Origin of the sequence: Radicibacter daui (assembly GCA_030657355.1) — a bacterium.
GTDB classification, from domain to species: domain Bacteria; phylum Pseudomonadota; class Alphaproteobacteria; order Radicibacterales; family Radicibacteraceae; genus Radicibacter; species Radicibacter daui.
The window spans coordinates 672,058-697,245 of record CP131056.1; the positions used below are offsets into that span (position 1 = coordinate 672,058).

Genomic DNA, 25,188 nt, shown 5'->3' on the forward strand with positions numbered 1-25,188 from the left:
AAACACCGACATGTCCCAGTTTCTCCAGGTAATGCTGTCCGGCCTGGCGACCGGCTCGATCTACGCCCTTGTGGCGATTGGCTTCACGCTCATCTGGCAATCGGCGAAAACCGTCAATTTTGCCCAGGGCGAGTTCGTGATGCTGCCCGCCTTTTTTGTCCTTGTCTGCACCAAGGTACTGGCCCTGCCACTATGGCTGGCCCTGATCGTTGCCCTCGCGGTCACGGTCGTCGTGCTGGGTGTACTGTTCAAGAAACTGGTCGTAGAGCCAATCCTGCCCTCGGGCGGCATCCCGCTCACCATCGCGACCATGGCTCTCGCCATCTTTTTGAAAGAGAGCGTGAAGGAATTTTATGGCGCCGAGGCCCAACCCTTTCCGCCGCTGTTTCCTTCCCAGACGCTCAATGTCTTCGGCGCGGTCATCTCGTTGCAGGACATTTGCAATCTCGTGGTTGCGCTGGCGATCGTGGTGGTGCTGACCCTGTTCCTCAATCGCACCCGAACAGGTCGCTGCATGCAGGCCGCGGCCCAGAACCCGGCAGTGGCGGAAATTCTCGGCATCAACGTGAGGCGCATGGTGCTCTACGCCTTCCTCATCAATGGTGCGCTGGCGGCTCTCGCTTCGTTTCTCATTACCCCGGTTTATCTGGCCAAATTCTCCAATGGCGAGGTCCTGGGCCTCATCGCCTTCATTGCCGCCATTGTCGGCGGCTTCAACCAGATCAGGGGTGCGCTTGCCGGCGGCTTGCTGATCGGCGTGCTCGATAACCTGACCGCGACCTATGTCACGGCTGAGTATCGCGCCGCCCTGCCGCTCGTCCTGCTGATCGTCGTCATTCTGGTGCGCCCGCAGGGACTGCTCGGCACCTCGGAAGGGAGGGCCGTTTGATGACCCGCCTCAACAAGCGCCCGGCGCTTTTGCTTTTCTTGCTGGTGCTGGCTATTCTCGCACCGCTGGGTCACGGCAATTACATCATCTATGTGCTGACTTCGTGGCTGATTTTTTCCATTGCTGCCATGGGGCTCAATCTCACGCTTGGATATGCTGGCCAGATCTCGCTGGCCCAGGCCTCCTTCATGGCCATTGGCGCCTATACGACGGCGATCATGACCCTGGCGGGTTGGCACTGGCTCATTGCTGCCCCGGTGGGCATGGTTCTGTGTTTTCTGGTTGGCCTGGTGCTGGGTTATCCAGCGCTCAGGGTCAAAGGCCACTTCCTTGCCTTCGTCACGCTGGCCTTCAACACGCTGGTCTTCCTTGTCCTGCGTAATGAGGACTGGCTGACCGGCGGTTCCTATGGCCTCTCCAGCATGCCGCGCCCGGATTTCTATCTGTTCAAGACGCTCAAGCAGTTGCCCTTCTACTATTTCACGCTCGCGGTAACGGTCGTTGCCGCGCTGGTGCTGTGGGGCATCGTGCGGTCTCCCTGGGGGCGTGCCTTCAAGGCTCTGCGGGAAAACCCGGTCCGGGCGGAAAGTCTTGGGGTCGATACGCGGCGCATCACCCTGCTGGCCTTTGCCATCGGCTCTGCCTATGCGGGGCTTGCCGGGGCGCTGGTCTCGCCGCTGGTGCAATATATCGACCCGGGCTCCTTCGGCCTGTCGCAGTCGCTGCGCATCCTGCTGATGGTCGTGGTGGGGGGCTCCGGCTTCTTTTTCGGGCCCTTTGTCGGCGCTGCGGTGGTCATCCTGCTGCCAGAGATGCTGCGCTTCACCGCGGGCTACTACCTCATCATCTATTCGGCTCTGGTCATCGTCATGCTGGCTTACGTGCCGAACGGCCTGATTGGCATCGGCACGCGGCTGCGCGAGCGGTTCTGGCCGCAGCACCGGGCCCGTGGTGACCTTGCAAAAGGAGCACAGCTCAAGTGACCGCTCCCGCTCTTTCAGTCCGCAACATCTCCAAGACTTTTGGCACGATCCGGGCCGTCAACGATGTGAGCTTTGATGTTCGCACCGGTGAAATTCTGGGCCTCATCGGGCCCAATGGCTCGGGAAAATCCACGCTCTTCAACTGCATTCTCGGCCAGTTACCACCCGATGGCGGCGCTGTGCATGTCGCAGGACAGCAGGTTTCAGGCAGTCGGGCCTGCGACCTCAGCAAGCTCGGGGTGGGCCGCACCTTCCAGCAGCTCTCGGTTTTTCCGCAGATGAGCGTGCTCGATAACGTGATCCTCGCCGGGCAGGAGCATCATGGCTCCATGCTCTCCCGCCTCTTCGGTAAACCGGACGCCGGCCTGACTGCAGATGCGGAGAAGATGATTTCCTTCTTCCGCCTTGAACATCTGCGCGATGAACTGGCGGGCTCCCTTTCCTACGGTCAGCAGAAGTTGCTCGATGCGGCGATGGCCTTCATGGCGGGGCCGGGGCTGGTGCTGCTGGATGAGCCTGCGGGCGGGGTCAATCTCACCATGCTCGCTCACCTCAAGGAGCGGCTGCAGACCTACAACGCCGAACACGGGACGACTTTCGTGGTCATCGAGCACAACATGGAGTTCGTCATGTCCTTGTGCTCGCGCATCATCGTGCTGGCGGAGGGGGCCATCATCGCTGAAGGAACGCCGGACGAGATCCGCTCCAACCAGCAGGTCATCGACGCGTATCTGGGAGGCTGATGATGCTTGAGCTCAGGAACATCTACGGCGGCTACGGCAACATCACGATCCTGAACGGTACGTCCTTCAGGATTCCGCCGGCCTCCATCACCACGGTCATCGGGCCGAACGGCGCCGGAAAATCCACCGTCTTCAAGGCGATCTTCGGTCTCCTCAACATTCACTCGGGAGAAATCCTGTTCGACGGGCAGGATGTCACCGGCCTCAGCCCGGCCCGGATGCTGGCGCAGGGCGTTACCTATGTGCCGCAAGGGCGCAACGTCATTCCGCAGCTCTCGGTCTTCCACAATCTGGAGCTCGGCGGCATCACGGCCCCGGATCAGGACCGGGTCAGGGCTCGCATGGAAGAGGTCATGGACCAGTTCCCGATGCTGCGCCAGCGCCGCAACCAGAAAGCCATCGAGCTTTCCGGCGGTCAGCAGAAGCAGCTCGAGATTGCCCGAGCCCTGCTGCTGGACCCGCGGCTTATCCTCATCGACGAGCCTTCCATCGGTCTGTCGCCCAATCTGGTGCAGGAGGTGTTTCGTACTCTGCAAAGGCTGCGCGACCAGGGGGTAACCATCCTGATGGTCGAGCAGAATGCCAAGGCGGCTCTCGCCATGTCCGATTACGGACTGGTGCTGGAACTGGGCCAGACCCGCCTGCACGACCGGGCAGACAAGCTGCTGGCCGACCCCCGGGTGGGGCAGCTGTTTCTTGGCGGCCATGTGGAAGAGACCACGTCCGCAGATGCGCATTGAACAGATCTCGGCCGAGCCGTGCCAGCTCGGTGAGTGTCCGCTCTGGTGCGAGCGCACTGCCAGGCTCTGGTGGGTGGATGTCCTGCAGGGGCACCTGTGGTCCGTCGAACCGGGGGGCGACATTCCCCGGCGTCACCGGGTCAGGGCGCGCCGTCTCGGCTCCATCGCGCTTTACGAGGACGGCGCTCTGTTGCTGGCCTGTGATGACGGGCTCTACCGTTTCGATCCGGAAACCGGGGAACAGCAGTTCCTGCTAGACCCCAAGCCGGATCGGCCGGCTCATCGCCTGAATGACGGTCGCACGGACCCTTATGGCAGCTTCTGGGTCGGTTGCCTGCAGGAGGATGATTACCGGCCGGGCGGGCGGCTCTATCGTATTGCGCCCGATGGCACGTGCCATGTCGAGGCGCAGGGGCTTTCAATTCCCAATGCCCTTGCTTTCGATCCCGGACGGGGGCGGATGTATTTCGGAGATACCCGCGCCTACACGATCTGGGCCTGCGATCAGTTGCCAGGTGGAGGGCTCGCCAACCGGCGGGTGTTTGCCACCCTGCCGCCGCCGGCACGGCCTGACGGCAGCTGCCTCGACCGTGATGGCAATTTGTGGAACGCCATCTATGCCGGCGGGCGCCTTCATCAGTATTCCCCGGCCGGCGAGCTGCTTCAGCAGATAACACTGCCAGTCAGCCATCCTACCTGCCTTGCCTTTGGCGGGCCGGACCTGGGGACGCTTTTCGTAACCAGTGCCGCCCGGCCGCTCTCTGCGGAAGAACGTCATCGCGAGCCGCTGGCCGGGCAGGTTCTGGCTCTCAGGCCCGGTGCCGTGGGCCGGCCCGAATACCGGCTGCACCCGGCCTCTACCCTTTAAGGAACCAGCCGCCATGAAGACCTCGATCGCGACAGTCTCCATATCGGGGAATTTTGAAGAGAAGCTGGCTGCTATCCGTGAGGCCGGATATGACGGGCTTGAGATTTTCGAGCAGGATTTTCTGGCCGATGCGGCAGGTCCGGCTGAAATCGGACGCATGATCCGCGACCAGGGGCTGGAGATCCTGCTCTTTCAGCCATTCCGTGATTTTGAAGGCATGCCTGCCGCCGAGCGGGTCAGGGCTTTTGACCGGGCGGAACGCAAGTTCGATCTGATGCAGGCGCTGGGCACTGATCTTATGCTGGTGTGTTCCAGCGTTTCGCCGCTGGCGCTCGGCGGGATCGACCGTGCGGCCGATGATCTGGCGGAGCTGGGGGAACGGGCGCGGGCGCGGGGCCTCCGGGTCGGGTATGAAGCGCTGGCCTGGGGGCGGCATGTGAATGACCATCGCGACGCATGGGAAATCGTGCGCCGGGCGGATCATCCCAATATCGGCCTTATCCTCGACAGCTTCCACTCGCTGGCCCGCAAGATCGATCCGGATACCATCCGGCGCATTCCGGGCGACCGCATTTTCTTCGTCCAGCTTGCCGATGCGCCAGTGATCGAGATGGATCTGCTCTACTGGTCGCGCCACTTCCGTAACATGCCGGGCGAAGGCGATCTGCCAGTGGCCGACTTCATGGCGGCGGTAATGTCCACCGGCTATCGCGGCCCCATCAGCCTTGAGATTTTTAACGACCAGTTCCGGGGCGGCGATACCAAGCTGGTTGCCCGCGATGGTTATCGCTCACTCATTTCCCTCATGGACACTGTCCGCCGGCAGGAGCCGGAGCTGAAGATCGACCTGCCTCCGCTGCCGCCCCCTGCAACCCTGGAAGGGGCGGCGTTTCTGGAGTTCTGCAGCCGTGGGGCGGAGGCGGAAAATCTGGAACGCCTGCTGGCGACCCTCGGTTTCAGCCGTGCCGGTCATCACGTCTCCAAGCAGGTGGCACTCTGGCGGCAGGGTGACGTCCATTTGCTGGTCAATCGGCAGACGGAGGGATATGCGGCAAGTGCCTATGCGATGCATGGCACAACGGTGTGCGATATCGGCCTTTCGGTGAGCAATGCCAGGGCGACCATCGAGCGGGCGACGCGGCTCGGGTCGCGGCCATTTCATCAGCCTGCCGGGCCGGGTGAACTCGATATTCCGGCGATCCGCGGCCTCAGCGGCAGCCTGCTGCATTTCATCGACAAGGCCTCCGGCCTTTCTTCCTTGTGGGAGGTCGATTTCCGGCCAGAGGAGGATGGAGAAGCTGCGGCGGGCGCCGGCTTGCTGCGGGTCGACCATATCGCCCAGACCATGTCCTATCAGGACATGCTCAGCTGGACGTTGTTCTACACCGCGCTTTTCCGCATGAAGAAATCGCCGATGATCGACGTGATCGATCCGGACGGGATCGTGCGCAGCCAGGCCGTCGAGGCGGAAGATTGCAGCCTGCGCATTACCCTGAATGGCGCGGATACTCACAGGACCCTTGCCGGCGAGTTTCTCTCGGGCAGTTTCGGCGCCAGCGTCCAGCATGTGGCCATGGCGACGGATGACATCTTCTCGACCGCTTCCCGGTTGCAGCAGCTGGGGTTCCTGCCCCTGCCGATCACGCCCAACTATTACGGCGACCTTGCTGCCCGCTTCGATATTGCTCCGGAACTTCTGGAGCGGATGCAGGCGGCAAATATCCTTTATGACCGGGATGCCGGTGGAGAGTTTTTCCAGCTTTATTCCCCGCCACTCGAAAACGGCATGTTCTTCGAGATTGTCGAACGGCGGGGGGGCTATGCCGGCTATGGCGCTCCCAATGCCCCGTTCCGCATTGCCGCGCAGAAACGGTTTTTGCGTCCCAAGGGTGTGCCGCGGCGGTAGCGGGCGTCGCAATCGCTTCAGGCTATCGCGCCGGTCTCTCTCAGGGCTGTAAGCTCTGCTGCCCCCAGTCCCAGCCAGCGGGCAAGTGCCTCGTTTGTCTGTTCGCCCAGAAGCGGCGGGGCGGTGCGGTAATCGACGGGCGTTTCTGACAACCGCAGCGGGTTGGCAACCGAGGGCACCGGGCCAAGCGCAGGGTGCGGTAGTCCCAGCGCCAGCTGATGGTCCTTCACATGCGCGTCGTCGAACACCCGGTCGAGCGTATTGATCGGGCCGCAGGGCACGCCGGCGACCTCCAGGCTGGAGCGCCAGTCATCGAGCGGGCGGGTCAGCATGACGGGGCGGATCAGGTCGATGAGGGTGGCGCGGTTGGCAACGCGCGCGGCATTGGTGGCAAAGCGTTGGTCGGCCGCCCAGCCCGGCGCGCCAGCGATGGTGGCAAAACGGCGGAACTGCTCGTCATTGCCCACCGCCACCACGATATGCCCGTCCGCCACGGCAAAAGCCTGATAGGGCACGATGTTGGGGTGGGCATTGCCCATGCGCCCGGGCGCGATGCCGCTGACGAGGAAGTTGAGCGCCTGGTTGGCAAGGGTTGCCACCTGCACATCCATCAGCGCGATATCGATCTGCTGGCCGGTGCCGGTTTTGTCGCGCGCCGAAAGCGCGGCAAGGCAGCCGATGGTGGCGTAAAGCCCGGTCATGATGTCGGCAAGCGCCACGCCCACCTTCACCGGCCCGCCACCCGCGGCATCCGGCTCTCCGGTCAGCGACATCAGGCCGCCCATGGCCTGGATCATGAAGTCGTAACCCGCGCGCTCGGCATAAGGCCCGTCCTGGCCGAAACCGGTGATGGAGCAGTAAATGAGGCGCGGATTGATGGCCTTCAGGCTCTGGTAATCGAGCCCGTAGCGCGCCAGCCCGCCGACCTTGAAATTCTCCAGCACGATGTCGGCTTCTGCGGCCAGGCGCCTTATGAGCGTCGCGCCGGCCGGGTTTGCCATGTCGATGGCGACGGACTGCTTGTTGCGGTTGGCGCTGAGGAAATAGGCGCTCTGCTTTGCGCCATCTTCGCCCTCCACGAAGGGCGGCCCCCAGCCGCGTGTGTCGTCGCCGCTACCGGGCTTTTCCACCTTCAGCACGTCGGCGCCCAGATCGCCGAGCGTCTGGCTGGCCCAGGGGCCGGCCAGCACGCGGCTCAGATCGAGCACCTTGATATGCGACAAGGCGCCGCTCATGGCGCGCACCCGGAAGGCGAAAGCGGAAGGCAAGCGGGCATCATGGGCGTTTCCTGCAGCCGATCTCTTGTTTTTTCAATGCATAGCCGCTTGGCGCGGAGGGCGCAAACCGGTGCCGTCACGTGTCTGAAACGAAACCGTTATATTTCGAATTAAAGTTTCGTTTCTTTCGTTTGTTATTGACAAATGCCGGACGCGGGCGCGTTATCCGCCCCGGTGGTTGCCCCCCATGCTCGGGCATGGCGAGGGGCGGCCTTTCGGCTCCAGGGAAAGCAGCAGGACATGGTTGAGGCTGGTCAGCCGGCGGCAGGCGTCGGGCAGCAGGTTTTCGATCTCGCCATCATTGGCGGCGGCATCAATGGCTGCGGTATCGCCCGCGACGCCGCAGGGCGCGGGCTCAGCGTCTTTCTGGCCGAGCAGGATGATCTGGCAAGCGCCACCTCGTCAGCCAGTACCAAGCTCATCCATGGCGGCCTGCGTTATCTGGAATATTACGAGTTTCGCCTTGTGCGCGAGGCACTGATGGAGCGCGAAGTGCTGCTGAAGGCGGCGCCGCACATCATCTGGCCGCTGCGTTTCGTGCTGCCGCATCACAAGGGGCTGCGCCCGTTCTGGCTGCTGCGCCTCGGCCTTTTCCTTTACGACCACCTGGGCGGTCGCAAGCTGCTGCCGGCAACCCGCGTGCTGGATCTCAAGAAGGCCGAGCCCGGCGAGCCGCTGAAGCCACTGTTCGACCGCGCCTTCGAATATTCGGACTGCTGGGTGCAGGACAGCCGGCTTGTTGCGCTCAACGCCGTCGATGCCGCCGCGCGCGGCGCCGAAATCGCCGTGCGCACCCGCGTGACCTCGGCCCGCCGCGAAGGGGCGCTATGGCGGGTAAGCGTACGCGATCTCGTTAGCGGGGAAGAGCGGCAGGTGATGGCCCGTGCGCTGATCAACGCCGCCGGCCCCTGGGTGTCGAAAGTGATTTCCGAGACGGTCGGCAGCAATTCGGCCGAGAAAGTGCGCCTTGTGAAGGGCAGCCATATCGTGACGAAGAAGCTCTTCGATCATGATCGCTGCTACATCTTCCAGAATGCGGATGGCCGCATCATCTTCGCCATCCCCTACGAGCAGGATTTCACCCTCATCGGCACCACCGATGTGGATTTCGGCTCCGAGCCGGGCATGGCGAAAATCACCGATGCCGAGGTCGATTACCTGCTGGCAGCCGCCGGCGAGTATTTCGTCCAGCCGCTTGGCCGCAGCGATGTGGTGTGGACCTATTCGGGCGTGCGTCCGCTTTATGATGATGGCGCCTCGAAAGCGCAGGCCGCTACCCGCGACTATGTGCTGAAGCTGGAAGGCGGGGAGGGAGAAGCACCGCTCCTCAACATCTTCGGCGGCAAGATCACCACCTATCGCCGCCTTGCCGAACATGCGCTGGAAAAGCTGGCCCCGGCACTTGCCGGCATGGGCAAGCCCTGGACGGTGGGCGGCACGCTGCCGGGTGGTGATTTCGCTCCCGGCGATGCCGGCAAACTCGCGGGCAATCTGCGGGCCCGGCATCCCTACCTCACCGATCGTCACGCCGCCCGCCTCGTGCGCCATTACGGCACGGGTGCCGCACGGATGCTGGAGGGTGTTACCGGCGCAGAAGGGCTCGGGCGTCTTTTCGGTGCCGATCTTTATGAGGTGGAGGCCGCCTGGCTGCTCGCCCATGAGTTTGCGCGCAGCGCTGCCGATATTCTCTGGCGCCGCACCAAGCTCGGCCTGCGGCTGACGGCGGCGGAGGCCGAGGAGCTCCAGCGCTGGATTGACGAGGCCGGCCAGCGGCTCGTCGCGGCCTGACTCGGGCTGGCCCTTCCCGCATGATCTGACCTGCCGGCGCCTTGTCCGGCCTGATGCCCCTGCCGCATTTTCTGATGCGGCGGGGGTATTTTGCATTGCCGGTTAGTCGTCGCCGCTGGGTATATAAAAATCGAGTCTCGTATATCATTTAGTCTTATCAATGACGTATAAACCTCAGAAGAATCGCAGGATTTCTGCGGATAAAATGCCATTTTAATTAAAATTGAGCAGATGAATTGAAAAATAATAATCCATATTGTATGACTTAATCCGCTCGGGATCAGCCCCGTGCCAGAGAAAAATAATCGCCCTATCGGGAGGGAGAGTTTCAACAATGCTGAACAAGACGCTCGCCGGGCTGGTGCTCGGCGCCGGGGTTGCTTTTGCCTGCGCACAGGCCAGCGCCCTGACTATCGGTTTTTCGCAGATCGGCTCGGAAAGCGGCTGGCGCACCTCCGAGACCGCCTCGATCAAGGCCGAAGCCGAAAAGCGCGGCATCGACCTTAAATTCTCCGACGCCCAGCAGAAGCAGGAGAACCAGATCAAGGCGCTGCGCTCCTTCATCGCCCAGGGCGTGGATGGCATCCTCCTCGCCCCGGTGGTGGAAACCGGCTGGGACCAGGTGCTGAAGGAAGCCAAGGACGCCAAGATTCCGGTGGTGCTGGTTGACCGCGGCGTGGCCGCAGACCCCTCGCTCTACCTCACCAAGGTCGCCTCCGACTTTGCCGAGGAAGGCTCGCTGGCTGCTTCCTGGCTTGCCGCCCATACCAATGGCAAGTGCGATATTGTCGAGCTGCAGGGCACCGTCGGCTCTTCCGCCGCGATTGACCGCAAGAAGGGTTTCGAAGCTGTCGTCAGCAACTTCCCCAACATGAAGATCATTCGCTCCCAGTCGGGTGACTTCACCCGCGCCGGCGGCAAGGAAGTGATGGAAAGCTTCCTCAAGGCCGAAAATGGCGGCAAGTCGATCTGCGCGCTTTATGCCCATAATGACGACATGGCCCTTGGTGCCATCCAGGCCATCAAGGAAGCCGGCCTCAAGCCGGGCAAGGACATCACCATCATCTCCATCGACGGTGTGCCGGACATCTTCAAGGCGATGGCCGATGGCGAAACCAACGCCACCATCGAGCTGAACCCGCATCTGGGCGGCCCCTCCTTCGACGCCATCAATGCCGCCAAGGAAGGCAAGGAAGTGCCGAAGTGGATCAAGGCCAACGGCCCGCTCTACCTGCCGGATACGGCAGCGGCGGAATACGCCAAGCGTACGGCCAAGTAAGGACCTCGCCGGCCCCCTCCGGGGCGGAACGAGAAATGGAAGGGCCGGCTCACGGCTGGCCCTTCCCCTCTGGTTTTATAGGGGAGTTTCCTTGATGGCTGAGCCTTCACCCGCCGCACTTCAGGGCGGGCTTCTGCTTTCCGGCGGTTTGCGGCCGGTCCAGCCCGGTGGTGTCGTTCTCGCCGCTCGCGGCGTTTCCAAGAATTTCCCTGCCGTGCGCGCGCTGGTCGCTGTCGATTTCGAGCTGAAAGCCGGCGAGATCCATGCGCTGCTGGGCGAAAATGGCGCCGGCAAATCCACCCTCATCAAGGTGATGACGGGGGTTTACGAGCGTGATGGCGGCGATGTGGTGCTGGCCGGCCGGATCATCCATCCCGCCCATGCCGGCGAGGCGCAGGCCCTTGGCATCTCCACCGTCTATCAGGAAGTAAACCTCATCCCCACCCTGTCGGTGGCGGAAAACCTGATGCTGGAGCGCCAGCCCGGGCGCTTTGGGTTCGTCAACTGGCGGCGCCTGCGTGCTGACGCCCGGCAGATGCTGGCACGCATGGGGCTCGACATCGATGTCAGCCGCCCGCTCGGTGGTTTTTCCGTCGCCGTGCAGCAGCTGGTTGCCATCGCCCGTGCCATCGCCCTCAATGCCCGCGTGCTCATTCTCGACGAGCCGACCGCCAGTCTGGACCGCGAGGAGATCGATCTCCTGTTCGCGGTGATGCGCGATCTGCGCGCCGCCGGCCTCGGCATCATCTTCGTCACCCATTTCCTTGATCAGGTCTACGAGATCACCGACCGCATCACCGTGCTGCGCAACGGCCAGCTCATCGGTACCTATGAGACGGCGGAGCTCAGCCAGATCGATCTCGTGCACCATATGCTGGGCCGCCAGCTGGAAAGTGCGAGCCACCGCCGCAAACGGCCGGCAACCGGCGCGCCTGCGGCCGATCTGGTCAGCGTACGCGGCCTTGGCCGTCGCCGCCTGATGGAGCCGCTTGATCTGGAGGTGCGCGCCGGGGAGCTTGTCGGCCTTGCCGGCCTGCTCGGCTCCGGCCGCACGGAAACGGCAAAGCTCATTTTCGGGGCGGAAAATGCCGATTGCGGCGAAGTGCGTGTTGCCGGCGCCGCCGTCGATACCAGCAGCCCGCGCCGGGCAATCCGCGCCGGTTTCGGCTTCTGCCCGGAGGACCGCAAGGTCGAGGGCATCGTGCCGGAGCTTTCGGTGCGGGAGAATATCATCCTTGCCCTGCAGGCCCGCCAGGGCTGGCACCGGCCCATCCCGCGCGCCGAGCAGCAGCGGCTTGCCGACCAGATGATCGAGGCGCTGGGCATCGCCACGCCCGATAGCGAAAAGCCGGTGGGCCAGCTGAGCGGCGGCAACCAGCAGAAATGCATCCTTGCCCGCTGGCTTGTCTCCAGCCCGCGTTTCCTCATCCTGGACGAGCCCACGCGCGGCATCGATGTCGGCGGTCATGCCGACATCATCACCCTGCTGCGCCAGCTCTGCGACGAGGGCATGGGGCTGCTGGTCGCTTCCTCCGAGCTGGAGGAGATCGTGGCGGTAGCCGACCGGGTCGCTGTGCTGCGCGACCGTCGCAAGGTGGCGGAACTGTCCGGCGAGGCGGTAACCCGCGCCGGCATCATCGAGGCGATTGCGCAATGAACGGGCTTTCCTCCTCCCGCAACAAGGCTGCCACTGCCGGCGAGCCGGGGCTCGTTGCCGGTTTCCTGCGCAGCCGGGCCTTCTGGCCGGTGCTGGTGCTGCTGCTCATCCTGATGGCCAATGCCTTCATCTCGCCCGGCTTCTTCGAGGTGACGATTGTCGACGGGCACCTGTTCGGCAGCCTTGTCGATGTGGTGCATCGCGGGGCGCCCACGGCGCTGGTCGCCGTCGGTATGGCCGTGGTGATCGGCACGCGCGGCATCGATCTTTCCGTCGGCGCTATCATCGCCATCTGCGGGGCAGTCATGGCCGTGCTCACCCGCGACACCGGGTTTTCACCGGCAGTGATCATGCTGGCGGTGATGGGCACCGGAGCCCTTTGCGGCTTGTGGAACGGGGTGCTGGTGGCCTTCCTCGGCATCCAGCCCATCATCGCCACGCTCATCCTGATGGTGGCCGGGCGCGGGATCGCCCAGATGATCACCGACGGGCAAATCGTCACCTTCCACAGTGCCTTCTTCGAGGCGCTGGGGGCGGGGCATTTCGCTTACATTCCTGTGCGGGTGGAGGTGGCGCTTGCCGCCGTTCTGCTGCTGGCGCTTCTCCTGCGCCGCACCGCGCTCGGCCTGTTTGTCGAGGCTGTCGGCGGCAATGCCGCCGCCAGCCGGCTTGCCGGTATCGAGGCGCGCGGCATCACCGTCTTTGCCTATGTCATCTCCGGCCTGTGTGCGGCGCTTGCCGGCATCATCATCGCTGCCGACATTCGCGGGGCGGATGCCAACAATGCCGGCCTGTGGCTGGAGCTGGATGCCATCCTGTCCGTCGTCATCGGCGGTGCCTCGCTGATGGGTGGGCGGTTCTATATCGGCCTTACCGTCATCGGCGCGCTTACCATCCAGTCGCTCACCACCGGCATTCTGGTGAGCGGCCTGCCGCCGCAATATAACCTCATCGTCAAGGCGGCCGCCGTGCTGGTCGTGCTGCTGTTGCAGGCGCCGCGCTCACGCGCGCTGCTGCGCGCCCGCCTTGGCGGTCTCTTCGGGGGCAAGCGTCATGTTTAAGTCTTTCTTCAGCGAGCGCACGCTGCCGCTGGCCGCCACCATCCTCGTGTGCCTGGCGCTCTATGGCTGGGGCATGATCCAGTATCGCGGTTTCCGCGATACGCTGGTGCTGGGTAACCTGCTGACGGATAACGCCTTCCTCATCATCACCGCCATCGGCATGACCTTCGTCATCCTCGCCGGCGGTATCGATCTCAGTGTCGGCTCGATGATCGCTTTTGTCGGCGTGCTGATTGCGGTGCTGACGCGCGATTTCGGCTTTCACCCGCTGGCTGCTGCTTTTGTCGCGCTGGTGATCGGTTCCCTGCTGGGCGGGGCGATGGGCTGGCTTATCCAGGCTTTCGACATCCAGCCCTTCATCATCACCCTTGCCGGCATGTTCTTCCTGCGCGGCATGGCTTTTCTCATCAATCTCGACAGCGTGCCCATCTCGCATCCCTTCGTGGATGCCTTTGCCGCCTTCCGCATTCCCCTGCCGGGCAAGGGCTGGCTCAGCGCCTCGGCGCTCGTCATGCTGGCGGCAGTGGCAGGCGGTATCGTCATCGCCCACTTCACCCGCTTTGGCCGCAACGTCTATGCCGTGGGCGGCGACCGTGCCTCGGCGGCGCTGATGGGCGTGCCGGTGGGGCGCACCACCGTTCGGGTCTATGCCCTCAGCGGCTTTTTCAGCGCGCTTGGCGGCGTCATCTACGCCTTCTATACCGCCTCTTCCTATCCGCTGGCGGCGGTGGGGGTGGAGCTGGATGCCATCGCTGCCGTGGTCATCGGCGGCACACTGCTGGCGGGCGGTATCGGCTTCATTGCCGGTACCTTCATCGGTGGCCTCATCCAGGGCATCATCCAGACGCTGATCGCCTTTGACGGCTCGCTCAACAGCTGGTGGACGAAGATCGTGATCGGCGGGCTGCTCTTCACCTTCATCGTCATGCAGCGCCTGCTCACCCGCTCCTTTGTCGGCCTGCGCAAGGCCGCCTGAAGGGCGGCCTTTCCGGTCGCCTCCTCTCAGCTCTGGGGCCCGAGATCGTCATTGTCGATGTCGGGCTTCAGCGCCTGCTGCGCTTCCTCGATCGGTTGGCGGGTAAAGCCCGTGATGCCCTCGCTCGTCGGCTCGAAGTCGCGCACGATGGCAACCTTGCTTTCGGCATAGGCGGTGATCAGCTCGGCGAGCGAGCGCAGCGCATGCATATGGATGCGTTCATAGCCGTGCGAGGCATCGACGCCGAAGGTGATCAGCGCCGTGCGCACATCGGCGCCCGCTTCCACGGCGCTCGCTGAATCCGAGCGGTAGTAACGGAAGATGTCCTTCTGGCAGCGGATGTCATTTTCCGCGCACAGGGCCGCCAGCTTCTTGGTCAGGTGATAGTCGAACGGGCCGGTCTGGTCGGCCATGGCGAGGGTAACGCCGAATTCGGACGAGTTCTGCCCCGGCGCGGAGGTGCCGTTATCCACTGCGATCATCGAGGCGACATCGGGGGTGAGGATCGATGCCGCGCCCACGCCAACCTCTTCCGTAATCGTGAAGAGGAAATGGATGTCTACCGGCGTGCGCATATTGTCGTCCTGCATCGCCTTCAGGGCGGCGAGCGCGATGGCAACGCCGGCCTTGTTGTCGAGATGGCGCGAGACGATGAAGCCGTTATCGATGAATTCCGGCTGTGGATCGATGGCGACGATATCGCCGATCTCGATACCCAGCCGCTCGAGGTCGGCAATGCTGCGCGCGAGCGCATCCACGCGCAGTTCCACATGCGGCCAGCCTACGGGCTGGGTATCGATCTCTTCATTATAGGTATGGCCGGAGGCCTTGAGCGGCAGGATGGTGCCGCGATAGGCGCCCTTGTCGGTAAAGAGCGTGGTGCGCGCACCTTCGGCAAACCGCGCTGACCAGTGGCCGATGGGCACCAGCGCCAGGCGCCCGTTTTCCTTCAGCAGCTTTACCTGCGCGCCGAGCGTGTCGAGATGGGTCACGATGGCACGCGCGCCCTTGCGCTGGGAGCCCTGGCGAATGGCACGGATGGCGCCGCGCCGCGTCAGCTCGGCGTCGAGCCCCAGCTTCTGCAGCTCCCGAGTGACGTAGCGCACGACCGTGTCCGTGTATCCCGTCGGGCTCGGGATCGACAGCAGCTTCGCCAGCACCTTCTGGAGATAGTCGGTGTCAATCTTGAGCCGGGCCATGCGCTCCCCCGTTCTGGTGTTCATGGGCGTGCAGCAGCTTGCGCACATTTGTGGGCATCGAGAGCGGGAACAGCAGGTCGACAAAGCGCTCGGCTGTCGGCTGCGGTTCGTGGTTGGCAAGCCCCGGCCGCTCGTTGGCCTCGATGAAGGCGTAAGTCTCCTCCAGCGGCGACTTCACCATGAAGTCGATGCCGACCACCGGAATGTCGATGGCGCGTGCTGCCTCGATGGCGGCCTGGACGAGGGTGGGGTGCACCACTTCCGTCACGTCATGAATGGTGCCGCCGGTGTGCAGGTTCGCCGTCTTGCGCACCAGCAGGGTCTCGCCTTCCGCCAGCACGCTTTCCAGCTGCTTGCCGCTGGCGGCGAGCGTGCGCTCGGTCTCGCCGTCAACGGGGATGGAGGATTCGCCGCCGGTGGCCGCCCGGCGGCGGCGGCTTTGCGCTTCGATCAGTTCAGCGATCGTGCTCCGGCCGTCGCCGATCACCATCGGCGGCTTGCGGATGGCGGCCGCCACCAGTTTGAAGTTGATAACGACCAGCCGCAGATCCTGCCCATCGATCATCTCCTCGATCAGCACATCATTGGAGACCTGCCGCGCATCCTCGATGGCTGCCTGCACCGCCTCGACACTGGTAAGGCCGATGGAGATGCCGCGGCCCTGTTCGCCGCGCGCCGGCTTGACGACAACGCTGCCATGTTTCTTGAGGAAGGAGGCAATCGCTCCGGGGGCTTCACCGGCGCCGATCTGCCGCGGCACCACCACGCCGGCCCGTTCGACAACCCGCCGGGTCACCGCCTTGTCGTCGCAAATCGACATGGCAACGGCCGTTGTGTACTCGCTGAGCGACTCCCGGCAGCGCACGAAGCTGCCGCCATAGGTCATGCGGAAAAAGCCGCCCTCGGCATCGATGATATCCACCTGGATGCCGCGCCGGCGCGCTTCCTTGACGATGATGCCGGCATAGGGGTTCAGCTCCTGTTCCACCTCCGGGGGGCCGGTAAAGAGCTTCTCATTGATAGAGTTCTTGCGCTTGACGGAGAACAGCGGCACCCGCTCGAAGCCCACCTTCTCGTAAAGCGCAATCGCCTGCTCGTTGTCATGCAGCACGGAAAGGTCGAGCCAGGCCGCGCCCCGTGCCTTGAAATACTCCGCCAGCCGGTGGACCAGCACCTCGCCAATACCGGGCTGGCGTGCCTGCGGGTCGGTTGCCAGGCACCAGAGCGAGGCACCCTTTTCCGGGTCGTTGAAGGCCCGGGCATGGTCAACGCCCGTCACCGTGCCGATGATCTCGCCGGTGCGCTCGTCTTCCGCCACGAAATAGATCAGCGAGCGTGCATCGCGCTTGGACCAGAAATATTCCGGCGGCACCTGCACCATGCCGCGGGAGGCATAGATGCGGTTCATGGCCACGGCATCGTCGCGCGAAGTGAGGCGCCGGACAAAAAAGCCGTGCGGCGTGCGGCCGGCAGGCTGATATCCGGCCAGATCGAGCCGGAAGGTATGCGAGGGGTCGAGGAATATTTCCTGCGGTGCTTTGGCCAGCAGCACGTGCGGGTCGGTCACGTAAACCGCGATATCCCGGCAGTCTGCCTTCTCCTCGCGCAGCGCGCCCGTCAGCTTTTCCACGCTGTCGAAGGTCTGGGTAAAGATCAGCCGCCCCCAGCCGCAATCGAGGGCGTAGTTGGCGGCGGCCTCACCCGGCGGCAACTCGTCGGCTGCCGTCTCCTGCATCCCGGCCTCTGTTTTCATCGACATGGCAGCGCCCCCTTCAGATCTGATGCGCCTGCAACCACATCTCCAGCAGGGCGGCCTGCCAGAGCTCGGAACCCCTCAGCGGCGTGATGTGCTCGGACGGGGCGGCAAAGAGCTTGTCCAGCCATTCCGGGCGGAAGAGCCCGCGCGATGTCGCGGCGCTGGAGGTCAGCGTGTCCTTCACCATGTCGAGGAACGGGCCCTCGATATATTTGAGCTGCGGAACCGGGAAATAACCCTTCTTGCGGTCGATCACCTCATGCGGGATGACCTGCCGCGCGGCATCCTTCAGGACGCCCTTGCCGCCATCGGCCAGCTTGAATTCCGGCGGGATAGTCGCCGCCAGCTCCACCAGTTCATGGTCGAGGAAGGGCACGCGCGCTTCCAGCCCCCAGGCCATGGTCATGTTGTCGACGCGCTTGACCGGGTCGTCGACCAGCATGATCTGGGAATCCAGCCTTAGCGCCCGGTCCACCGGCGTTGCCGCATCCGGCATCATCAGATGCGCGGCAACCAGTTCCAGGCTCTCATCCGCCTCCGGCATCCACTCGGCGCCAAGCTGGGTAGAAAGTGTGGCATGCGGCCGGTCGAAGAAGACTTTTGCATAGTCCCCGACCACGTCATTGGAGTTGCCGAGCGGCGGATACCAGTGATAACCGCCGAAAACCTCGTCCGCCCCCTGGCCCGACTGCACCACCTTGATGTGCTTCGAAACCTCGCGGGAGAGCAGGTAGAAGCCGATATTGTCATAGGAGACCATCGGCTCGGACTGCGCCTTGATGGTGCCGGGCAGGTTTTCCATCAGCTCGCTGCCGGGCACGAAGATCTTGTGATGGTCGGTGCCGTAGTGCCGGGCAATCAGGTCGGAATAGACGAACTCGTCACCCTTCTCGCCATTGGCTTCTTCAAAGCCGATGGAGAAGGTCTTGAGGTCATGCTGCCCCTCTTCGGCCAGCAGCCCGACGATCACGCTTGAATCGACGCCGCCGGAAAGCAGCACGCCCACCGGCACGTCTGCCACCATGCGTCGGCGCACGGCAAGGCGCAGCGCTTCCAGCACCCGGTCGCGCCAGTCCTCGCGCGTCAGCCCGGCATCTTCCGGCCGGCGCAGATAGGCGGGCTGCCAGTAGCGGTGTTCGCGCTCGCTGCCATCGGCCTCGTAACGGCGGATGGTGGCCGGCGGCAGCTTGCGGACGCCCTTCAGGATGGTGCGCGGCGGCGGCACCACGGCGTGGAAGCTCATGTAGTTGTGGAGCGCCGCCTTGTCGATGTCGCCATCTACGTCGCCCGCCGCCAGGATGGCCGGCAGGGAGGAGGCAAAGCGCAGCCGCGCCCCTTTGCGGGAATAATAGAACGGCTTGATGCCAAACCGGTCGCGCGCCACCGTCACCGCGCCGCTTTCGCGCTCATGGATGGCAAAGGCGAACATGCCGTGGAAGCGCTCCACGCACGCCTCGCCCCAGCAATGGAACGCCTTGAGGATCACCTCGGTGTCGCCGTGGGAAAAGAAGCTGTAGCCCTTTGCCACCAGTTCGGCCCTGAGCTCGGGATAGTTATAGATGCAGCCATTGAAGACGACGGTCAGGCCAAGCGCCGGGTCCGTCATCGGCTGGGCGGCATTTTCGGAGAGATCGATGATCCTGAGGCGCCGGTGGCCGAAGGCAACCGGCCCTCTTGCCAGAACCCCGCTGCCATCCGGCCCCCGCGGGGCCAGTACCGACACCATCCTGTCGACAGCGGAGGTATCGGCAAACGAACCATCGAAACGTATCTCTCCGGCAATTCCACACATAGGGCTCACACCTTCCTTTTCTTCAGGCCTTGCTCAGGGGTCCTTTCTGCCGACCAAATCCATGGCCGCCCGGAACGGGATAAAAGCAAAAGGCGCGGGTGTTATCCGCGCCTGTTGAATGAATATGTAGGGCAGTTGGTTCAAAATTTCAAATGCAGGGGCGATATATGGTGAGATCAAGATTGTATTCTGGTGCCGGAAATATCGCCTGACACCCTCATATTAAAAGGAATTTATGACCATTGCGCTTATGAGAATTTTCCTCATCATCCGCGGTGATTTTCTGAAAAGTTAGATTGATTTCAGGTGTGGGCGAAGGCCGCTGTCCGGGGTTCAGGCAAGTAGGGCCCGGGACACGGCTGGACAACACGGCCCGCCGGGCTACTCTTCCCCAAAAGGGGAGGCATCACTGGCCATGAAACTCTATTACGCGCCCGGCTCCTGCGCGCTTGCCGTGCATGTTGCGCTCGTTGAGGCAGGGCTGGATTTCGATCTGGAGCGGGTCAGCTTTGCCGGCAAGCGCACCGAAAGCGGTGCCGATTATCTGGCCATCAACCCCAAGGGCAAGGTGCCGGCGCTAGAACTCGATGACGGCGCGGTGCTGACCGAAGTGGCCGTGCTGCTGCAATATGTGGCGGACCATGCGCCGGAAAAGGCGCTGGCCCCGGCACCCGGCAGCCCGGCGCGCTACCGGCTGCAGGAGTGGCTCAATTTTATCGCCACCGAACTGCATGCCCTGCTGACGCCGCTTTTTTCCCGCTCCATGCCAGAAGATTATCGCCTCGTTGTCCGGTCGGCCGTGCAGGCCCGTTTCGGTTATGTGGCAAAAAAGCTGGCAGACGGGCGTCCCTGGCTCATGGGGCCGGACTTCACCGTGGCCGATGCCTATGCCGTCTCCATGCTCGGCTGGGCCGATACGCTCAATTTCAACTTCTCCGATTGGCCACAGATCGGGGACTATCACCGCCGCCTGCTGGCGCGCCCTGCGGTGCGCGCGGCGATGGAAGCGGAAGGGCTGATCCCCGGCTGACAAGGGCCGGCGGCAATCGAATAACGGGTGGGGAGGATCATAATGACGGAATTTCGCTGGGGTATTCTGGGGGCGGCCCGTATTGCCGAGCGTGCCTTTATCCCTGCCGTGCGTGCCGGCCGGGAAGGCGAAGTGGTGGCCGTTGCCGCCCGCTCGGGCGAGCGTGCCCGCTCCTATGCCCGTCAGCACGGCATTACCCGTTCTCATGAAGGCTACGAGGCGCTGCTGGCCGATCCGGAGGTGGATGGCGTCTATATCCCGCTGCCCAACGATGTGCATGTGCGGCTTGCCATCGCCGCGCTGGAAGCGGGCAAGCATGTGCTGGTGGAAAAGCCGGTCGGCCTTAATGCCGGCGAGGTGGAAAAGCTGATCGCCGCCCGCGATGCCACCGGCAAGCTGGCGCTTGACGGGCTGATGGTGCGCCATCACCCGCAGTGGCAGAAGGCGCGCGCGCTGATCCGCGATGGGCGTATCGGCGCGCTCAAGTCCGTGCAGGCGGCCTTCAGCTTCGGCCGGGTCTCGCCGGAGGATTACCGGCTCGATGCCAGCAAGGGCGGCGGCGCGCTGCTCGATATCGGCATCTACTGCATCACTGCCGCCCGTTATTTCTTCGGCGAGGAGCCGGAGGCGGTGATTGGCCAGCTGGCGCGCGGGCCGCTGGGCGCCGACCATGCCTTCGATGGCATGATGCGCTTTTCCGGGGGCCGGCAGGCCAGCTTTACCACCGCCATCGACCGGGTGAATTATCAGCGTGTCCATGCCTTCGGCGAAACCGGCCATATCCAGATCGCCATGCCGTTCAATGCTCCCAATGGCGGTTTGACGCGGCTTTATGTGAGCGATGGCGACGATCTGCCCGGGCTCGGCGAAGCCATCGCCATTCCGCCCGCCAACCAGTATGCCCTGCTGGTGGATGGTTTTGCCCGCGCCGCCCGCGGGCAGGAGGTGGCGCCCTGGCCGCTCGAGGATGCGCTCGCGACCGCCCGGATCATGGATGCCTTTTTCCGTTCGACGGAAAGCGGCAAGTGGGAAAGCCCCTGAAGACTGCGGACGAGCGTTTCAGGCTGCGGAGGGCCCCGGCTGATCGCCGGGGCTTTCTTTTTGGCCGTCGGTGCGATAAGAACAAAATAGGAACAAAAGCCTCATCTGAGGCCGTAGCCAGGAGCTGTCGATGGCTGAGCCGTTCAAGAATGTGTTTAACCGTGCCGTGGTGCGCGAGATGGCCCGCCATCTTCACCGGGCCGCCGGGCAGGTCGGCACCGGCTTCGATGCTGCCGGTTTCGTCGAGATGGCGGGAACGGGGCTGGAGGCGCTGGAGCTGAAACAGCGCGCCGCCCATATCGAGGAAGCGCTGGTCCGGTTTCTGCCGGCCGGCTTCGTGGTGACCGACGCACTGCTTCGCGCCAGCCTGCATCCGGATGCCGATGGCCCGCTTTCCGGCATGGCGTCGGATGAAGAAGGGATCAGGGGGTGGCCCATCATGCCGATGGGGGCCGCGGCCGTTCGGATCGGGGCCGGGCGGACAGCAGAGGTGCTCGATCTCCTCAAGGAAATGACCCGGCATTTTTCCAGTGAGTTCGCCATTCGTGCAGTGCTGCTGGCCGAACCGGAAGCCTCGCTTGCCATTCTTGCCGGCTGGCTCTCCCATCCCAGCGAGCATGTGCGCCGGCTGGTGAGCGAAGGCACGCGCCCGCGCCTGCCCTGGGCGCCGCAACTGCCGGGCTTCATTGCCGATCCGGCGCCGCTCCTGCCGCTTCTGGAAGCGCTCAAGGATGATCCGTCCGACTATGTGCGCCGGTCTGTTGCCAACAATCTCAACGATATCGCCCGCGACCATCCGGAGTTGGTGGTGGAACTTGCGCAGCGCTGGTCAGAGTGGGCATCGCGTGAGCGGGCGGCCCTGCTGCGCCATGCCTGCCGCGGCCTCATCAAGCGCGGCCATGCCGGGGCATTGGCGGTTCTGGGCTTTGGCGGGGAGGGAGCAGGGGCTGGCGACATCACCCTCGGCGCGCTGGAAGTGCTGACGCCGACCGTCACCCTTGGCGGAGCGCTGGAGTTTACGGCGACGCTGAACTCTGCCGCATCGGCGCCGGTCAAGGTGGCGGTCGATTATGTCGTCCATCACGTGACGGCGCGCGGCACGCTTTCGCCCAAGGTCTTCAAGGGCAAGGTGGTTACCCTGGCGCCGGGCGGAAGCATCATCTTCACGCGCCGGCATGCCGTGCGGCCCATCACCACGCGCACCTATTATGCCGGCGAGCACCGGCTGGAAGTTCAGATCAACGGCATCCGCCATGGCGATGGCCGTTTCCGGCTCGATCTTGGCTGAACGAAGGGCCGAAGGATTGCGGCCAAGTTCGCTCTTGGCGTGCGGGGCGGGGATGGCGCACAGTTCGCTCCATGAGCGGAAAAGACAAGAACATCGAACGCCTTGCGCGTTTGCAGGAAGAACTGGCCCTGCTTCAGCATGCCTACGGGCGGCAAGGGCTGAAAGGCATCATCGCCCTTGAAGGGTGGGATGCGGCTGGCAAGGGCGGCCTTATCCGCCGCATTGGCTGGGCGCTCGACCCGCGCCCGCTCAGGGTATGGCAAATCTCCGCCCCCAGCGCGCATGAGCGCCGGCAGCACTGGCTGCAGCGCTTCTGGGAACGGGTGCCGCTGACCGGCGAGATCGCCATCTTCGACCGCTCCTGGTACGGCCGCGTGCTGGTGGAGCGGATCGAAGGCTTCGCCACCGAGGTGGAGTGGAAGCGTGCCTATGACGAGATCAACGCCTTCGAGCGCACCCTGGTCGATAGTGGCATCCGCCTGTGCAAGCTCTTCCTCGATATCTCGCCGGAAGAGCAGATGAAGCGTTTCCTTGAACGCTATACCGAACCCGGCAAGCGGTGGAAGCTGACCGAGGACGATATCCGCAACCGCGCCCACTGGGACGCCTATGCGGACGCTTATCGCGACATGGTCAAGCTGACGAGCCAGCCCGGCGCCGAATGGTACCGGGTCGATGCCAATGACAAGCACGCCGCGCGCTGCGACGGCCTTTCCGAGATCCTGAAGGTGCTCGGCAAAGGCGTGGATGTGGCGCCGCCGGATGTGCCGCCGCTGGTCAAGGCCTTCATGGAAGAGCAGTTGCGGGGGGAGCGCGGCAGCAAGTAGCCGCGTCCGTCCCGGTCAGTCCTGTCGCAGAAGCCCGTGCCTGGGAAGGCCGGTGGTTCAGACCGCGCTGGCGAGCGTCATGGCGATGGTCATGGCGTCGGCGCGCGGGCCGGCAAGGCGAACGACTTCGGCTTGCAGCCAGTTGTCCTTCGTCAGGCGCTCGGCGATGCGCTGGGCCTGGTGGCGCGGGCGCCCGGCCAGGATCAGGCAGCCGACGGCAAGTTTGCTTGCCTCCAGCCAGTCCACATCGGCGGTGTAGGGGGCTTCGCCCTCGACATCCTCTTCCAGTAGCGAGCGACGGCGCGGCTTGCCCTTTGGCCAGCCATCGCGGCTGGTGGCAAGGCGATAGCCCGGATCCGTCTTCTGGACCGGCACTTCTTCGGTAAGGGCATTATAAAAGAACTGGGCCATGCGTCGGCCCACGCGGGTAAATGCTGCACTCATGACAACCTTCCTGGTTGAAATGCGCCGGTGCGCCGGCTGCGAGGGTGCCTACCCGTCTGCATGACGGGGATTTGGTAAATTTAAAGAAAATTTAGATAAAATGCGAGACAAATTTTATGAGAAATCGGCCTTGGGTATCCGGCTTGCGGACGATGACCGAATGACTCAGTGCCACCCGGTCGCGGGCGGTTTTAAAGGCCGGATTTTAAGGAAAAATCAGTCAGGCAGGAAGTGGTGGAGCTGAGGGGAATCGAACCCCTGACCTCCTCATTGCGAACGAGGCGCTCTCCCAACTGAGCTACAGCCCCTGCCTTGAAGTGTCGGACGTATAGGGCCCCGAAAGACCGCCTGTCAAGCCGGTTTCATGTGGCTGCGCGCGGGTTTGGGCCCGCGCGCAGCCACCATTTCAGGTGACGACATTCACCTTCGGCATCTTCACATCGCCCTCGCCCTTTTCGATGTCCTTCGGGGTTCCGAAGATCGGCACCGAGGCGTCGAGGCGCAGCGCCATATAGACGCCGTCGGAAGGCTGGCTGGTGGAATTTGCCATGGCGGTGACGTTGATCTGGCTTGCCAGCTTCGGGTCCTGCTGCGCCGCCTTTTTGGCAGCAGCCTGGAGCTGCTCCTGCTCGGCTTCCGCCTTGGCCTGACGGGCCTTTTCCAGTTCTTCCATCATCTTGCGCAGCTTCTTGACCAGCTCGGCCGGGTCGAGGCCCTTGCCCTCGTTCTGCGGGATGGAGAAGGTCGGCGTATAGACCGGCAGATTGTCGATGGTATTGCCGCTGCCGGCGCCGTCCGAAGACTGGCCGCTTGCAGCCTGCGTTTGCTCGGCGGCGACCTTCTGGATTTCCACCGACACTGCCTTGGCGGAGAAGGTGCCCGTTGCCGGGTCGACATAAAGCTCCAGCGACTTGGCCGAGAGCGTGCCCATATACATGGAGCCATTGGGCCCCTGGCTGTACTGCTCCAGCGTGTCGATGGCGACGGCGGAGATGGAGAAGGCATTGCCCTGGGCATAGGCTTTGCGCGCGGCATCCGTCAGCGCAGCGGCGCCTTGCGAGGCCTGGTCATCATTGTAGCCGACCATGCCGAGCATGGAGGTGAGGTCGCGTTGCAGCAGCTGGAACGCCGCCTCGATCGGGTCGGTTGTACTGTCCTTGGAGGTGCCGGTGGCGGTGACAGCGCCGCTGCCGGTCGCGGTGCCGTCGGCGGCATCGTCGCCGGCGCTGGACGCGCTGCGGCCGTTGGTGCCGGCCTGCAGGCGTCCGGAGAGGTCGAGCACGCTGGCTGCACCATGGCGTCCGCTGCCGGTACCGCTGTTGTCGGAGGAGGTGGAGTTGCCGCCGGCGTTGCTGCCATTGGCAATCTGCCCGGCGCTCGAAGCGCCGCCGGTCAGGGAATTGCCAAGGCCAAGGCTGTCATCCAGCCCGCGCCCGCTGCGGAAATTGTCGAAAAGAGACTGGCCGAGCCGTGTGAGGCTGCCGAAATTATCTGAAATCATGACACCCGTACCCCTGGCGAGGCCGGGCGCAGAAAAGCAAGGCACGTGCGTGTGCGAAGCGGGTCCTGCATGGTCCCAGACCTCTCATCCTGAGAGAAACTCCCCCCGCGCGGCGTCATGCCGCAGGGGGCGCCCCGGCTTCC

The 25,188-nt window shown here is 63.8% G+C and carries 21 protein-coding genes and 1 tRNA gene; 15 read left to right on the top strand and 7 right to left on the bottom strand.

Annotation, left to right across the window (positions count from 1 at the left end):
• Nucleotides 1-10: 10 nt before the first annotated feature.
• Genes QTL98_RS03195 through QTL98_RS03220 form a run of 6 tightly spaced genes read left to right on the top strand, consistent with a single transcriptional unit; the run spans nt 11 to nt 6,129 of the window.
• Nucleotides 11-889 (top strand): branched-chain amino acid ABC transporter permease, encoded by an 879-nt coding sequence (locus tag QTL98_RS03195; protein WP_445680783.1) that lies wholly within the window; start codon nt 11-13, stop codon nt 887-889.
• Nucleotides 889-1,872 (top strand): branched-chain amino acid ABC transporter permease, encoded by a 984-nt coding sequence (locus QTL98_RS03200; protein WP_445680784.1) that lies wholly within the window; start codon nt 889-891, stop codon nt 1,870-1,872. The genes QTL98_RS03195 and QTL98_RS03200 overlap by 1 nt, the downstream gene beginning before the upstream one ends.
• Nucleotides 1,869-2,615: an ABC transporter ATP-binding protein gene (locus QTL98_RS03205; RefSeq protein WP_445680785.1), complete on the top strand. Its 747-nt coding sequence runs from the start codon at nt 1,869-1,871 to the stop codon at nt 2,613-2,615. The genes QTL98_RS03200 and QTL98_RS03205 overlap by 4 nt, the downstream gene beginning before the upstream one ends.
• Before the next feature lie 2 nt (nt 2,616-2,617).
• The gene (locus QTL98_RS03210; protein ID WP_445682077.1) at nt 2,618-3,355 is read left to right on the top strand and encodes an ABC transporter ATP-binding protein; all 738 of its coding nucleotides are present in this window, start codon (nt 2,618-2,620) and stop codon (nt 3,353-3,355) included.
• Entirely contained in the window at nt 3,345-4,223 is an 879-nt protein-coding gene (locus tag QTL98_RS03215; protein WP_445680786.1) for an SMP-30/gluconolactonase/LRE family protein, read from the top strand. Before QTL98_RS03210 ends, QTL98_RS03215 begins: the two co-directional genes overlap by 11 nt.
• A gap of 13 nt (nt 4,224-4,236) precedes the next feature.
• Complete coding sequence (locus QTL98_RS03220) at nt 4,237-6,129, top strand: bifunctional sugar phosphate isomerase/epimerase/4-hydroxyphenylpyruvate dioxygenase family protein (RefSeq protein ID WP_445680787.1); 1,893 nt, start codon at nt 4,237-4,239, stop codon at nt 6,127-6,129.
• Nucleotides 6,130-6,146: 17 nt separating this feature from the next.
• On the opposite strand, the gene QTL98_RS03225 is transcribed toward QTL98_RS03220, so the two are convergent.
• A complete protein-coding gene (locus QTL98_RS03225) occupies nt 6,147-7,364 on the bottom strand; it encodes a CaiB/BaiF CoA transferase family protein (RefSeq protein WP_445680788.1) in 1,218 nt (405 codons plus the stop codon).
• A gap of 282 nt (nt 7,365-7,646) precedes the next feature.
• Between QTL98_RS03225 and glpD the strand changes: the two genes are divergently transcribed.
• The 5 genes from glpD to yjfF all read left to right on the top strand — a co-directional run bounded on the left by glpD (nt 7,647) and on the right by yjfF (nt 14,167).
• A complete protein-coding gene (glpD, locus tag QTL98_RS03230) occupies nt 7,647-9,194 on the top strand; it encodes a glycerol-3-phosphate dehydrogenase (protein ID WP_445680789.1) in 1,548 nt (515 codons plus the stop codon).
• Between the two features lie 334 nt (nt 9,195-9,528).
• Nucleotides 9,529-10,473: an ABC transporter substrate-binding protein gene (locus QTL98_RS03235; protein ID WP_445680790.1), complete on the top strand. Its 945-nt coding sequence runs from the start codon at nt 9,529-9,531 to the stop codon at nt 10,471-10,473.
• A 94-nt stretch (nt 10,474-10,567) separates the two neighbouring features.
• Nucleotides 10,568-12,130 carry a sugar ABC transporter ATP-binding protein gene (locus tag QTL98_RS03240; protein ID WP_445680791.1) on the top strand — a complete coding sequence of 521 codons (1,563 nt, stop codon included), beginning with the start codon at nt 10,568-10,570 and terminating at the stop codon, nt 12,128-12,130.
• Nucleotides 12,127-13,191: an ABC transporter permease gene (locus QTL98_RS03245; RefSeq protein WP_445680792.1), complete on the top strand. Its 1,065-nt coding sequence runs from the start codon at nt 12,127-12,129 to the stop codon at nt 13,189-13,191. The genes QTL98_RS03240 and QTL98_RS03245 overlap by 4 nt, the downstream gene beginning before the upstream one ends.
• A complete protein-coding gene (yjfF, locus tag QTL98_RS03250) occupies nt 13,184-14,167 on the top strand; it encodes a galactofuranose ABC transporter, permease protein YjfF (protein WP_445680793.1) in 984 nt (327 codons plus the stop codon). The genes QTL98_RS03245 and yjfF overlap by 8 nt, the downstream gene beginning before the upstream one ends.
• Before the next feature lie 26 nt (nt 14,168-14,193).
• On the opposite strand, the gene QTL98_RS03255 is transcribed toward yjfF, so the two are convergent.
• From QTL98_RS03255 to QTL98_RS03265, 3 genes are read right to left on the bottom strand one after another with little or no spacing between them, the layout of a single operon-like run.
• A complete protein-coding gene (locus QTL98_RS03255; RefSeq protein ID WP_445680794.1) occupies nt 14,194-15,366 on the bottom strand; it encodes an osmoprotectant NAGGN system M42 family peptidase in 1,173 nt (390 codons plus the stop codon).
• Entirely contained in the window at nt 15,347-17,101 is a 1,755-nt protein-coding gene (gene ngg, locus QTL98_RS03260) for an N-acetylglutaminylglutamine synthetase (protein ID WP_445682078.1), read from the bottom strand. The genes QTL98_RS03255 and ngg overlap by 20 nt, the downstream gene beginning before the upstream one ends.
• A 37-nt stretch (nt 17,102-17,138) precedes the next feature.
• The gene (locus QTL98_RS03265; protein ID WP_445680795.1) at nt 17,139-18,914 is read right to left on the bottom strand and encodes an N-acetylglutaminylglutamine amidotransferase; all 1,776 of its coding nucleotides are present in this window, start codon (nt 18,912-18,914) and stop codon (nt 17,139-17,141) included.
• Between the two features lie 415 nt (nt 18,915-19,329).
• On the opposite strand from QTL98_RS03265, the gene gstA reads away from it, so the two are divergent.
• From gstA to QTL98_RS03285, 4 genes are all read left to right on the top strand, one after another.
• A complete protein-coding gene (gene gstA, locus QTL98_RS03270; RefSeq protein ID WP_445680796.1) occupies nt 19,330-19,944 on the top strand; it encodes a glutathione transferase GstA in 615 nt (204 codons plus the stop codon).
• A 42-nt stretch (nt 19,945-19,986) separates the two neighbouring features.
• A complete protein-coding gene (locus tag QTL98_RS03275; protein ID WP_445680797.1) occupies nt 19,987-20,985 on the top strand; it encodes a Gfo/Idh/MocA family protein in 999 nt (332 codons plus the stop codon).
• A gap of 130 nt (nt 20,986-21,115) precedes the next feature.
• A complete protein-coding gene (locus QTL98_RS03280) occupies nt 21,116-22,273 on the top strand; it encodes a DNA alkylation repair protein (protein WP_445680798.1) in 1,158 nt (385 codons plus the stop codon).
• Between the two features lie 71 nt (nt 22,274-22,344).
• The gene (locus QTL98_RS03285) at nt 22,345-23,100 is read left to right on the top strand and encodes a polyphosphate kinase 2 family protein (RefSeq protein ID WP_445680799.1); all 756 of its coding nucleotides are present in this window, start codon (nt 22,345-22,347) and stop codon (nt 23,098-23,100) included.
• Between the two features lie 57 nt (nt 23,101-23,157).
• On the opposite strand, the gene QTL98_RS03290 is transcribed toward QTL98_RS03285, so the two are convergent.
• From QTL98_RS03290 to QTL98_RS03300, 3 genes are all read right to left on the bottom strand, one after another.
• Entirely contained in the window at nt 23,158-23,544 is a 387-nt protein-coding gene (locus tag QTL98_RS03290) for a hypothetical protein (protein WP_445680800.1), read from the bottom strand.
• A 232-nt stretch (nt 23,545-23,776) separates the two neighbouring features.
• Nucleotides 23,777-23,852: transfer RNA gene (locus tag QTL98_RS03295), tRNA-Ala, on the bottom strand.
• A 98-nt stretch (nt 23,853-23,950) separates the two neighbouring features.
• Nucleotides 23,951-25,045, bottom strand: a complete 1,095-nt coding sequence (locus QTL98_RS03300; protein WP_445680801.1) for a hypothetical protein — start codon at nt 25,043-25,045, stop codon at nt 23,951-23,953.
• Between the last annotated feature and the right edge of the window lie 143 nt (nt 25,046-25,188).

What these genes read in the sequence shown, in the direction of transcription:
- QTL98_RS03200 (WP_445680784.1), top strand. Translation starts at nt 889, where the DNA reads ATGACCCGCCTCAACAAGCGCCCGGCGCTTTTGCTTTTCTTGCTGGTG.
- QTL98_RS03240 (WP_445680791.1), top strand. Translation starts at nt 10,568, where the DNA reads ATGGCTGAGCCTTCACCCGCCGCACTTCAGGGCGGGCTTCTGCTTTCC.
- QTL98_RS03290 (WP_445680800.1), bottom strand. Translation starts at nt 23,544, where the DNA reads ATGAGTGCAGCATTTACCCGCGTGGGCCGACGCATGGCCCAGTTCTTT.
- QTL98_RS03275 (WP_445680797.1), top strand. Translation starts at nt 19,987, where the DNA reads ATGACGGAATTTCGCTGGGGTATTCTGGGGGCGGCCCGTATTGCCGAG.
- QTL98_RS03210 (WP_445682077.1), top strand. Translation starts at nt 2,618, where the DNA reads ATGCTTGAGCTCAGGAACATCTACGGCGGCTACGGCAACATCACGATC.
- glpD (WP_445680789.1), top strand. Translation starts at nt 7,647, where the DNA reads ATGGTTGAGGCTGGTCAGCCGGCGGCAGGCGTCGGGCAGCAGGTTTTC.
- QTL98_RS03300 (WP_445680801.1), bottom strand. Translation starts at nt 25,045, where the DNA reads ATGATTTCAGATAATTTCGGCAGCCTCACACGGCTCGGCCAGTCTCTT.
- yjfF (WP_445680793.1), top strand. Translation starts at nt 13,184, where the DNA reads ATGTTTAAGTCTTTCTTCAGCGAGCGCACGCTGCCGCTGGCCGCCACC.
- QTL98_RS03235 (WP_445680790.1), top strand. Translation starts at nt 9,529, where the DNA reads ATGCTGAACAAGACGCTCGCCGGGCTGGTGCTCGGCGCCGGGGTTGCT.
- QTL98_RS03280 (WP_445680798.1), top strand. Translation starts at nt 21,116, where the DNA reads ATGGCTGAGCCGTTCAAGAATGTGTTTAACCGTGCCGTGGTGCGCGAG.
- ngg (WP_445682078.1), bottom strand. Translation starts at nt 17,101, where the DNA reads ATGCAGGAGACGGCAGCCGACGAGTTGCCGCCGGGTGAGGCCGCCGCC.
- QTL98_RS03225 (WP_445680788.1), bottom strand. Translation starts at nt 7,364, where the DNA reads ATGAGCGGCGCCTTGTCGCATATCAAGGTGCTCGATCTGAGCCGCGTG.
- QTL98_RS03215 (WP_445680786.1), top strand. Translation starts at nt 3,345, where the DNA reads ATGCGCATTGAACAGATCTCGGCCGAGCCGTGCCAGCTCGGTGAGTGT.
- QTL98_RS03285 (WP_445680799.1), top strand. Translation starts at nt 22,345, where the DNA reads ATGAGCGGAAAAGACAAGAACATCGAACGCCTTGCGCGTTTGCAGGAA.
- QTL98_RS03220 (WP_445680787.1), top strand. Translation starts at nt 4,237, where the DNA reads ATGAAGACCTCGATCGCGACAGTCTCCATATCGGGGAATTTTGAAGAG.
- QTL98_RS03255 (WP_445680794.1), bottom strand. Translation starts at nt 15,366, where the DNA reads ATGGCCCGGCTCAAGATTGACACCGACTATCTCCAGAAGGTGCTGGCG.
- QTL98_RS03195 (WP_445680783.1), top strand. Translation starts at nt 11, where the DNA reads ATGTCCCAGTTTCTCCAGGTAATGCTGTCCGGCCTGGCGACCGGCTCG.
- gstA (WP_445680796.1), top strand. Translation starts at nt 19,330, where the DNA reads ATGAAACTCTATTACGCGCCCGGCTCCTGCGCGCTTGCCGTGCATGTT.
- QTL98_RS03265 (WP_445680795.1), bottom strand. Translation starts at nt 18,914, where the DNA reads ATGTGTGGAATTGCCGGAGAGATACGTTTCGATGGTTCGTTTGCCGAT.
- QTL98_RS03245 (WP_445680792.1), top strand. Translation starts at nt 12,127, where the DNA reads ATGAACGGGCTTTCCTCCTCCCGCAACAAGGCTGCCACTGCCGGCGAG.